The 8,865-nt window shown below is 41.4% G+C and carries 10 protein-coding genes and 8 tRNA genes; 15 read left to right on the top strand and 3 right to left on the bottom strand.

The features are described 5' to 3' along the window. The first annotated feature begins 2 nt into the window (after positions 1 to 2). From CZ809_RS14255 to hemW, 4 genes are all read left to right on the top strand, one after another. Positions 3 to 560: a YggT family protein gene (locus tag CZ809_RS14255; RefSeq protein WP_080158262.1), complete on the top strand. Its 558-nt coding sequence runs from the start codon at positions 3 to 5 to the stop codon at positions 558 to 560. Continuing rightward, positions 557 to 853, top strand: a complete 297-nt coding sequence (gene yggU, locus CZ809_RS14260) for a DUF167 family protein YggU (protein WP_045037795.1) — start codon at positions 557 to 559, stop codon at positions 851 to 853. The genes CZ809_RS14255 and yggU overlap by 4 nt, the downstream gene beginning before the upstream one ends. Positions 854 to 1,025: 172 nt before the next feature. Then, positions 1,026 to 1,616, top strand: coding sequence for an XTP/dITP diphosphatase (locus CZ809_RS14265; RefSeq protein WP_080158263.1), 591 nt, complete (start codon positions 1,026 to 1,028; stop codon positions 1,614 to 1,616). A gap of 3 nt (positions 1,617 to 1,619) precedes the next feature. Continuing rightward, on the top strand, positions 1,620 to 2,780 hold the full coding sequence (gene hemW, locus CZ809_RS14270; protein ID WP_080158264.1) for a radical SAM family heme chaperone HemW: 1,161 nt from the start codon (positions 1,620 to 1,622) through the stop codon (positions 2,778 to 2,780). A gap of 116 nt (positions 2,781 to 2,896) precedes the next feature. On the opposite strand, the gene CZ809_RS14275 is transcribed toward hemW, so the two are convergent. From CZ809_RS14275 to trmB, 3 genes are all read right to left on the bottom strand, one after another. Further along, positions 2,897 to 3,295, bottom strand: coding sequence for a DUF2884 family protein (locus CZ809_RS14275; protein ID WP_080158265.1), 399 nt, complete (start codon positions 3,293 to 3,295; stop codon positions 2,897 to 2,899). 59 nt (positions 3,296 to 3,354) lie between these two features. Beyond that, a complete protein-coding gene (gene glsB / locus CZ809_RS14280) occupies positions 3,355 to 4,275 on the bottom strand; it encodes a glutaminase B (protein ID WP_080158266.1) in 921 nt (306 codons plus the stop codon). 104 nt (positions 4,276 to 4,379) lie between these two features. Next, positions 4,380 to 5,117 (bottom strand): tRNA (guanosine(46)-N7)-methyltransferase TrmB, encoded by a 738-nt coding sequence (gene trmB / locus CZ809_RS14285; RefSeq protein WP_080158267.1) that lies wholly within the window; start codon positions 5,115 to 5,117, stop codon positions 4,380 to 4,382. A 250-nt stretch (positions 5,118 to 5,367) separates the two neighbouring features. Here trmB and mutY point away from each other — a divergent pair, with 250 nt between their 5' ends. The 11 genes from mutY to CZ809_RS14340 all read left to right on the top strand — a co-directional run bounded on the left by mutY (position 5,368) and on the right by CZ809_RS14340 (position 8,862). Then, complete coding sequence (mutY, locus tag CZ809_RS14290) at positions 5,368 to 6,417, top strand: A/G-specific adenine glycosylase (RefSeq protein WP_080158268.1); 1,050 nt, start codon at positions 5,368 to 5,370, stop codon at positions 6,415 to 6,417. 120 nt (positions 6,418 to 6,537) lie between these two features. After that, positions 6,538 to 7,299 carry a 5'-methylthioadenosine/adenosylhomocysteine nucleosidase gene (locus tag CZ809_RS14295; protein ID WP_080158269.1) on the top strand — a complete coding sequence of 254 codons (762 nt, stop codon included), beginning with the start codon at positions 6,538 to 6,540 and terminating at the stop codon, positions 7,297 to 7,299. 170 nt (positions 7,300 to 7,469) lie between these two features. Beyond that, complete coding sequence (locus CZ809_RS14300) at positions 7,470 to 7,742, top strand: oxidative damage protection protein (RefSeq protein WP_080158270.1); 273 nt, start codon at positions 7,470 to 7,472, stop codon at positions 7,740 to 7,742. Between the two features lie 168 nt (positions 7,743 to 7,910). After that, positions 7,911 to 7,986 (top strand) — tRNA-Phe (locus tag CZ809_RS14305). A gap of 45 nt (positions 7,987 to 8,031) precedes the next feature. After that, positions 8,032 to 8,107, top strand: a tRNA-Asn gene (locus tag CZ809_RS14310). A gap of 48 nt (positions 8,108 to 8,155) precedes the next feature. Further along, positions 8,156 to 8,231: transfer RNA gene (locus CZ809_RS14315), tRNA-Thr, on the top strand. A 55-nt stretch (positions 8,232 to 8,286) separates the two neighbouring features. Continuing rightward, a tRNA-Phe gene (locus CZ809_RS14320) sits at positions 8,287 to 8,362 on the top strand. Positions 8,363 to 8,408: 46 nt separating this feature from the next. Continuing rightward, positions 8,409 to 8,484: transfer RNA gene (locus tag CZ809_RS14325), tRNA-Asn, on the top strand. A gap of 49 nt (positions 8,485 to 8,533) precedes the next feature. Beyond that, positions 8,534 to 8,609: transfer RNA gene (locus CZ809_RS14330), tRNA-Thr, on the top strand. A gap of 55 nt (positions 8,610 to 8,664) precedes the next feature. Next, positions 8,665 to 8,740 (top strand) — tRNA-Phe (locus tag CZ809_RS14335). 46 nt (positions 8,741 to 8,786) lie between these two features. Beyond that, positions 8,787 to 8,862, top strand: a tRNA-Asn gene (locus CZ809_RS14340). The last annotated feature ends 3 nt before the right edge of the window (positions 8,863 to 8,865 follow it).

Here is an 8,865-nt window from a genome sequence, read left to right on the forward strand (position 1 = left end):
TTATGAATTCACTCGCTTTTTTAATTACCACAGTCTTTGATCTCTACATCATGATTGTGTTGCTACGTGTTTGGTTACAATGGTCACGAGCAGATTTTTATAACCCGTTCTCACAATTTATTGTCAAAGCAACTCAACCAGTTGTGGCACCGCTACGTCGTGTGATCCCATCAGTGGGTTCATTTGATATGGCAACCATCTTGTTTGGTTACCTATTGTGTGTGGCTAAGTTTGTTTTACTGCAATTGGCGCTAACAGGTGGAGCATCAGCATTTAGTCCAATGTTCTTATTCTTTGGTCTATTAGCATTCTTAAAAGCCGCTGGCGGTTTATTATTCTGGGTACTATTAATTCGTGCCATTTTAAGTTGGGTAAGCCAAGGTCGCAGCCCAATGGAATATGTCATGCACCAACTAACAGAACCACTAATGGCACCGATTCGTCGCGTTCTGCCAGCGATGGGTGGTCTTGATTTAAGTATTCTGGTGATCTTCTTAGGCTTGCAGTTTGCTAACTATTTAATGGGTGATTTAATTGGTCCAATTTGGTTCCAGTTATGAGTGATAATGCTGTATTTCGCCAAGGTGATGATGTCGTTATTCGACTTTACATTCAACCTAAAGCCAGCCGTGATCAAATAGTTGGTCTGCATGGTGGTGAAGTTAAAATTGCCATTACAGCCCCCCCGGTTGATGGTAAAGCGAATGCACATTTAGCCAAATACTTAGCCAAGCAATTTAAAGTAGCAAAAGGATTAGTGCACGTGGAAAAAGGCTTTCAAGGTCGCCATAAGCAAATCCGTATCGAAGATCCTAAGCAGATCCCTGAAACTATCGCTAATTTAATGCAATAGCTTTGCTGCCAGTTACTATTGTTAAAAAAGCGAATATCATTCTGATGTTCGCTTTTTTTATATTCAATCATCCCTCATAACATAACCTTGCTGAGTGCTCGACTTTGTTATTATTCCCACAACGGCTATCATAGCGGCCATTAACGAATGAACGTTTTCAAAAGGCATCAATATGAGCAAACTGGTACTGGCAACAGGCAATCAAGGCAAAGTAAAAGAAATGGCTTCCCTACTTGCTGACTTTGGATTTGATGTGGTCGCTCAAAGCGATTTTAATGTTTCAGAAGTAGCAGAAACAGGCACCACGTTTATTGAAAATGCGATCATCAAAGCGCGCCATGCTGCCAAAGAAACCGGTTGTGCTGCGATTGCTGATGATTCAGGACTTGAGGTTGATTTCCTACAAGGTGCGCCGGGTATTTATTCAGCTCGTTTTGCCGGTGAAGGTGCAACGGATGCCGAAAACATTGATAAATTACTTGCAGCAATGGACGGTGTTCCAGAAGCACAACGTAGTGCGCGTTTCCATTGTGTCTTAGTGATGATGCGTCACGAAAATGATCCAACGCCTCTTGTGTGTCATGGCTCGTGGGAAGGTAGTATTTTAACTGAACGTCATGGCGACAATGGCTTTGGTTATGATCCGATTTTCTGGGTACCTGAAGATCAATGTGCTTCAGCGCAACTTGACCCAAGTCGTAAAAAGCAACTATCACACCGTGGTAAAGCACTTCAACAACTTTTCAGTGCACTAAAAGGCTAACTCATGCTTGTTCCTCCACCACTCAGCTTATATGTTCACATTCCTTGGTGTGTCCAAAAGTGCCCCTATTGCGACTTTAATTCGCATGCGCTAAAAACTGAATTGCCAGAACTTGATTATATTGATGCGCTCATTGATGATCTCGAAACCGATCTGATGGCATATCAATTAGTGAATGGTCAACGACCACTGCATTCAATTTTTATTGGTGGTGGTACGCCAAGTTTAATTTCTCCCTCTGAAATTGGTCGCTTACTGGCCGCCATTGAAAGCCGTATTCCATTTAGTGACACTATTGAAATCACCATGGAAGCCAATCCGGGTACGGTTGAAGCGGGACGCTTTGATGGTTATCGCCAAGCGGGGGTGAACCGAATTTCAATTGGTATTCAAAGTTTCCAAGATCAAAAATTACAGCGTTTAGGGCGTATTCACGGTAGCCAAGAAGCGATTAAGGCAATTGAACTGGCACAATCGGCTGGATTAAACAGCTTTAATACCGATCTGATGCATGGCTTACCCGATCAATCTATTGCAGATGCGATCAGTGATCTTAAGCAAGCGATCGCCCTTGATCCGCCACATCTATCTTGGTATCAGCTGACAATTGAGCCCAATACATTGTATTACTCAAAACCACCGACATTACCTGATGACGATGATTTATGGGATATTTTTGAGCAAGGTCATTCCTTGCTAACTGCTGCGGGTTACCAGCAATATGAAATTTCTGGTTACAGTAAGCCCGGAAAGCAATGCCAACATAATCTTAATTATTGGCGCTTTGGCGATTACTTAGGTATTGGCTGTGGCGCGCATGGAAAAATCAGTTTTGATGATGGGCGTATTATTCGCACCGTAAAGGTCAAACATCCTCGTGGATATTTACAAGCGAATAAGCCTTATTTAAGCGAGCAAATTGCGGTGGCTGATAGCGAACGTCCATTTGAGTTTTTCATGAACAGATTTCGATTATTAGAAGCGTGTCCAAAGCAAGACTTCATTGATCGTACTGGTTTACCGTTGACGACCATTGAAGCCAATATTGATTGGGCAATTGAGCAAAATTATTTACAAGATAATGGCGATCAATGGCAGATCACCGAGCATGGTAAATTATTCTTAAATGATTTATTAGCCGCTTTTGTTGAAGATGATGAATAATTAACCCACTCGTAAATCTTCAATATCTCTCATCAAAATAATCAAAAAAAGCGATCTCATCCTGTGAATCGCTTTTTTTAGTTACCGTTCATCAAAGATCAAAATAACTAAGCTGCTTATTCTAAACTGACACTCCGCCAGTTTTTCAACGCTGGAATCTGTTGTCGAATTTGATTTTCTTTATCAATACGCACTGCCGCAAAATTACATAGCGTCGTATCAATATGTTGACCATGAGATAAAACATATGGCAAATCAGTGGTGATCGTCTGATAGTATTGTGCCAATAATTCAGTTTGTTGCGGGGCTAAATTTACTTTATGAATATCAAAATAAAGCTGACCATTATCTTTAATCGTAAAGGTCTGTGTGTCTTGCTCTAGTATTAATTTTTCATCGGTAAAACTGACATTATTTTGCCACAATGGCTGACACTCGACAGCCATAACGGATGAACTAATGCTCAATCCAAATAACAACCCACAGCCATTTTTTATATATCGTTTAATATTCATAAATAATACTCGCTTCCCTGAAAAAGTGGGTTGCGACATATCATTTCGATATATACCCACTAAAAAATAGAACGTCCAATCCGTGCTGATAACTTTTCTAATGCTGCGGTACCCACCAGAGAATTCCCTGATTGATCCAATTCTGGCGACCACACCGCTATTGTCATTTCTCCCGGTACAATCGCTACAATACCGCCACCAACACCTGATTTACCCGGCATACCAACGCGGTAAGCAAACTCGCCCGCGCCATCATATAACCCGCATGTCGCAAGCAATGCATTTATATGCTTACTTTGAGTTTGGCTAATAATTGGCGTTTTTGCACCTAAAGGCTGACCTTTATTTGCTAAATAAGAAAATGTGCGCGCTAAATCGACACAGCTCATCTTTAATGCGCAGTAACTAAAATAGTTATTAAGTACAGGCATGACTTCATTATTAAAGTTACCAAATGAACGCATTAAATAAGCAATCGAAGCATTACGATCGCTATGCTGCATCTCTGAATTCGCCACAATTTTGTCGTAAACAATCTGTGGGTTACAGGATAATTCACGGACTAACTCAAGCATACGATATTGCGGCGCACACAAGCGGCTATACAACATATCTGAAATCACAATCGCACCTGGATTAATAAATGGATTTCGAGGAATACCATTTTCTAATTCCAACTGAATCATTGAATTAAATGCCTGACCTGAAGGCTCTTTCCCTACTCGCGCCCATAACTCATCGGGTTCATAAAGTGCCATCGCTAATGTCAGTGATAAAACTTTGGAGATTGATTGAATAGAAAAGCTTTCTTGGCTATCGCCAGCTTGAATAATTTCACCATCGTTATAACACACAGCGATGCCTAATTTATTCGCAGGAACTTCAGCTAAAGCTGGAATATAGTTAGCGACTTTCCCTTGACCAATCAATGGTCTAACTTCATCTAAAATGCCATTGAGTAAGGTCTCTGTCGGCTTCATTTATTTCATCTCCAATAACAAAAAAGCCAACAAAAGTTGGCTTTCTAAATAAATAACGCAATCACTGCTGTCACTCTACTCGACGGTCACAGCAATCTCTGCAATTATTCAGTACGCATGTACTTCATATCCCATACGCCATGACCTAGGCGATGACCACGTGCTTCAAACTTAGTTAAAGGACGATCTTCAGGGCGAGCAATGTAAGCACCATCAGTGGCAGTATTTTTGTAGCCAGGTGCCGCATCCATTACTTCAACCATATGCTCTGCGTAGTTTTCCCAATCAGTTGCCATATGGAAAATACCACCAATTTTAAGCTTTTTACGTAGCATTTCAGCAAATTCAGGCTGAACAATACGGCGCTTATGGTGACGTGCTTTATGCCATGGGTCAGGGAAGAACAACTGTACCATATCAAGGCTGCCATCAGGAATCATGTGTTCAAACACTTCCACACCGTCATGACACATTACGCGTAAGTTAGTTAAATTAGCCGCTTCAGCGCCCATTAAACAGTGACCAACACCTGGACTATGAACTTCAATACCCACATAGTTTTTCTCTGGCGCAGCTTGTGCCATTTCAACTAATGATGCACCCATGCCAAAGCCAATTTCTAACACAACTGGCGCTTCACGGTTAAAGACTTGTGTCCAGTCAAGCATTTCAGTGGCGAAATCAATACCCATGGCTGGCCAGTTTTTTTCCATCGCATGTTCTTGACCCTTGGTTAAACGGCCTTCACGACGAACAAAACTACGGATCTTACGAACCATTTTGCCTTCATCGGTAAATTCAGTCAGAGTTACGTCACCTGACTTTTTTGAAACTTCGCTCATGCTAACTATCCAAACAAAAAAAGAAACGGAACGGCATTATCCAAACTTATAGGCTCAATTCAAGTCTATCAAGTGTGACAATCGCCAGTTTATGATGCAATCTTAGTCAATAACGTCATTATAGACGCCATAACATTGATGACTTGCAGTATAAGGGATCGTTCCCACGGACTCCAATTTTCCGCAAGATCATTCCATAATAAAGCGCAACCTGACATTTTTTAAGCCCATTAAGTAAAGTGAGTTCACCGTGAGTACAGCTTTTTCCGACGCTATTCTAGCGTGGTATGATAAATTCGGTCGAAAAACCCTTCCATGGCAACATCAAAAGACCCCCTACAAAGTATGGCTATCTGAAATCATGCTGCAACAAACCCAAGTTGCAACAGTGATCCCTTATTTTGAACGTTTTATGGCACGCTTTCCAACGGTGGCAGATCTTGCCGCAGCCGAGCAAGATGAAGTGTTACATTTATGGACCGGCTTGGGCTATTACGCTCGTGCACGCAATCTTCACAAAGCAGCCCAATTAATTGTCGCTGAGCATAATGGCGAATTTCCGACAACGATTGCAGAAGTTGAAGCCCTGCCGGGTATTGGACGCTCAACCGCCGGTGCAGTGTTATCGCTATCATTAAAACAGCACCATTCGATTTTAGATGGCAACGTTAAGCGTACTTTAGCGCGCTGTTATGCGATTGAAGGTTGGCCGGGGAAAAAACCCGTTGAAAATGCGTTGTGGGACATAGCCATTGAAAATACGCCAGCGATGGGTGTCGAACGCTATAATCAAGCGATGATGGATATGGGGGCGATGATTTGTACTCGCAGCAAACCTAAATGCGATTTGTGCCCCATTGAGGCCCAATGTATTGCTAAAGCTCAACAGCGCCAAACTGATTTTCCAGGCAAAAAACCTAAAAAAGTAATGCCTGAAAAGCAAACTTGGTTCGCGATTTTACGTTATGGCGACAAAGTATGGCTGGAACAACGACCACAAGTGGGTATTTGGGGCGGCTTATGGTGTTTTCCGCAACATGATAGTGACGATCTCGATGATCTGTTATTGCAGCAATTAGGTCAGCCGCAAACATTGATCGCCAGCCAACAACAGCTAATAGCATTCAGACACACCTTTAGTCATTATCACCTCGATATTGTGCCCGTTTTATTTACCTTAAACACACTCCCTGATGTGATCCATGAGCGCCAAGGGCAATGGTATGATCTGCATGATCCCGCTAAAATAGGCCTTGCTGCGCCAGTGCAAAAGATCCTTGATGGGCTGTTATACCTTTAGTTATAAATAAATTTATCACTAGTTACATTTTCACCTCATAAGATCCGCTTTTATGATGTCATTTTAAAATGTAACTAGTTACTATCTTTACCCCCTAACCTATTATTAATCCATTCTATTATGAAAAAATTAAGCTACTTCTTCGCCACTATTCTAACAAGTTGTTCTTTTTTCGCATCCGCAGCGCAAACGATTGCTATCGTTGGTGCTATGGATGCTGAAATTACCAATTTACTGCCACATATTAAAAACAAGCACACCATTACTATCGGTCAACATCTGTATTATCAAGGACAAATCGGTAAACATTCGGTTGTTGTCACTCGTTCAGGTGTCGGTAAAGTGAATGCCGCCGTCACAACCACCACGTTAATACGTGAATTTAAAGTCGATAAATTGATCTTTACAGGTATTGCCGGCGCGGCGGCATCTCAACTATCACCAACCGATGTTGTGGTTTCAACCGCATTGGTACAACATGATGTCGATTTAACTGTTTTTGGTAATAAACCCGGTCACATGGATGGATTTGATGATCGCTACTTTTATGCAGATCCACAATTAACCGCTCAAGCATTTGCGGCAGCACAACGGGTTCTTGATAATCAAAAAGTATTTCAAGGAATTATTGCAACAGGTGATCAATTCATTGCTGATAAACAAAAAGTAAAGTTTATTCATAATGAATTCAATGCAATGGCTATTGAAATGGAAGGTGCGGCAGTGGCACAAGTTGCCTTTATGTTTAACAAACCATTTGTTGTTATTCGTACCATTTCAGACAAAGCTGATGGATCAGCACACTTTGACTACCCTAAATTAAAACAAATAACCGCTGATAATTCCGTAGCGATCACCTTAGCTATGCTAGACACTCATTAAACCATACCAACCCAGCAAACCGTGTAATCCACACTGATTACACGGTTGTTATTCCTGTCTCGACCCTAGCCGCTACTGGCCGAGTCTGGTATAACTATTGCTATAAATACAGCAATTATAGATACAGCCATCTCGCTGTAATTTAATAATGAATGCATAAGGAATATTCCATGAGCCGTACTGTTTTTTGTGTCCGTCTACAGCAAGAAGCTGAAGGTCTAGATTTTCAATTGTACCCAGGTGAACTTGGCCAACGCATTTTTGATACGGTATCAAAGCAAGCATGGGCACAATGGCAAGCCAAGCAAACCATGCTAATCAATGAAAAAAAACTCAATATGATGAATCCTGAACATCGTCAATTACTTGAGACTGAAATGGTGAATTTTTTGTTTGAAGGTAAAGATGTAGTGATTGATGGTTATACACCACCAGAAAAATAACATTTAAATCAAATAGATATTCCGCCGTAATCTCAACGGCGGAAAGTACTAAAAATGTAAAAAATCACGCCACAACGAACAAAAAGCCAACACTCAAACATAATAATCGTTTTTTATTAAAAAAAGAGTTGACGAAAAGGCTCAAAACCCTTTTAATAGCGCCCCGTTGCCTTGATAGCTCAGTCGGTAGAGCAGAGGATTGAAAATCCTCGTGTCGGTGGTTCGATTCCGCCTCGAGGCACCATTTCTTCTCTTTTGAAGTTTGGTGTTAAGCAACGATAAAATCTGTTCCCTCTTAGTTCAGTTGGTAGAACGCCGGACTGTTAATCCGTATGTCACTGGTTCAAGTCCAGTAGAGGGAGCCACTATTTATTTCTTGGCTCAATAGAGCGGAGAGATTACAGAATTAATGTGCCGACTTAGCTCAGTAGGTAGAGCAACTGACTTGTAATCAGTAGGTCACCAGTTCGACTCCGGTAGTCGGCACCATTTATTCTCTTACTTCGGTAAGAAATGCAACAATAGCAATTATATTGCTGTGTTTGCCTTGATAGCTCAGTCGGTAGAGCAGAGGATTGAAAATCCTCGTGTCGGTGGTTCGATTCCGCCTCGAGGCACCATATTAAAATTTGATACGATTCGTCGTGTTGAATAGTAAAAGTTAATTCCCTCTTAGTTCAGTTGGTAGAACGCCGGACTGTTAATCCGTATGTCACTGGTTCAAGTCCAGTAGAGGGAGCCAAATTTATTTCTTCACTCAATAGAGTAAAGGAATATAAAAGAATTAATGTGCCGACTTAGCTCAGTAGGTAGAGCAACTGACTTGTAATCAGTAGGTCACCAGTTCGACTCCGGTAGTCGGCACCATTTATTCTCTTACTTCGGTAAGAAATGCAACAATAGCAATTATATTGCTGTGTTTGCCTTGATAGCTCAGTCGGTAGAGCAGAGGATTGAAAATCCTCGTGTCGGTGGTTCGATTCCGCCTCGAGGCACCATATTAAAATTTGATACGATTCGTCGTGTTGAATAGTAAAAGTTAATTCCCTCTTAGTTCAGTTGGTAGAACGCCGGACTGTTAATCCGTATGTCACTGGTTCAAGTCCAGTAGAGGGAGCCAAAT

The sequence above is a fragment of the Photobacterium piscicola genome, assembly GCF_900166965.1.
In the GTDB taxonomy this organism is placed as follows: domain Bacteria; phylum Pseudomonadota; class Gammaproteobacteria; order Enterobacterales; family Vibrionaceae; genus Photobacterium; species Photobacterium piscicola.

What these genes read in the sequence shown, in the direction of transcription:
- CZ809_RS14255 (WP_080158262.1), top strand. Translation starts at nt 3, where the DNA reads ATGAATTCACTCGCTTTTTTAATTACCACAGTCTTTGATCTCTACATC.
- CZ809_RS14265 (WP_080158263.1), top strand. Translation starts at nt 1,026, where the DNA reads ATGAGCAAACTGGTACTGGCAACAGGCAATCAAGGCAAAGTAAAAGAA.
- trmB (WP_080158267.1), bottom strand. Translation starts at nt 5,117, where the DNA reads ATGAGCGAAGTTTCAAAAAAGTCAGGTGACGTAACTCTGACTGAATTT.
- CZ809_RS14295 (WP_080158269.1), top strand. Translation starts at nt 6,538, where the DNA reads ATGAAAAAATTAAGCTACTTCTTCGCCACTATTCTAACAAGTTGTTCT.
- CZ809_RS14275 (WP_080158265.1), bottom strand. Translation starts at nt 3,295, where the DNA reads ATGAATATTAAACGATATATAAAAAATGGCTGTGGGTTGTTATTTGGA.
- glsB (WP_080158266.1), bottom strand. Translation starts at nt 4,275, where the DNA reads ATGAAGCCGACAGAGACCTTACTCAATGGCATTTTAGATGAAGTTAGA.
- CZ809_RS14300 (WP_080158270.1), top strand. Translation starts at nt 7,470, where the DNA reads ATGAGCCGTACTGTTTTTTGTGTCCGTCTACAGCAAGAAGCTGAAGGT.
- hemW (WP_080158264.1), top strand. Translation starts at nt 1,620, where the DNA reads ATGCTTGTTCCTCCACCACTCAGCTTATATGTTCACATTCCTTGGTGT.
- yggU (WP_045037795.1), top strand. Translation starts at nt 557, where the DNA reads ATGAGTGATAATGCTGTATTTCGCCAAGGTGATGATGTCGTTATTCGA.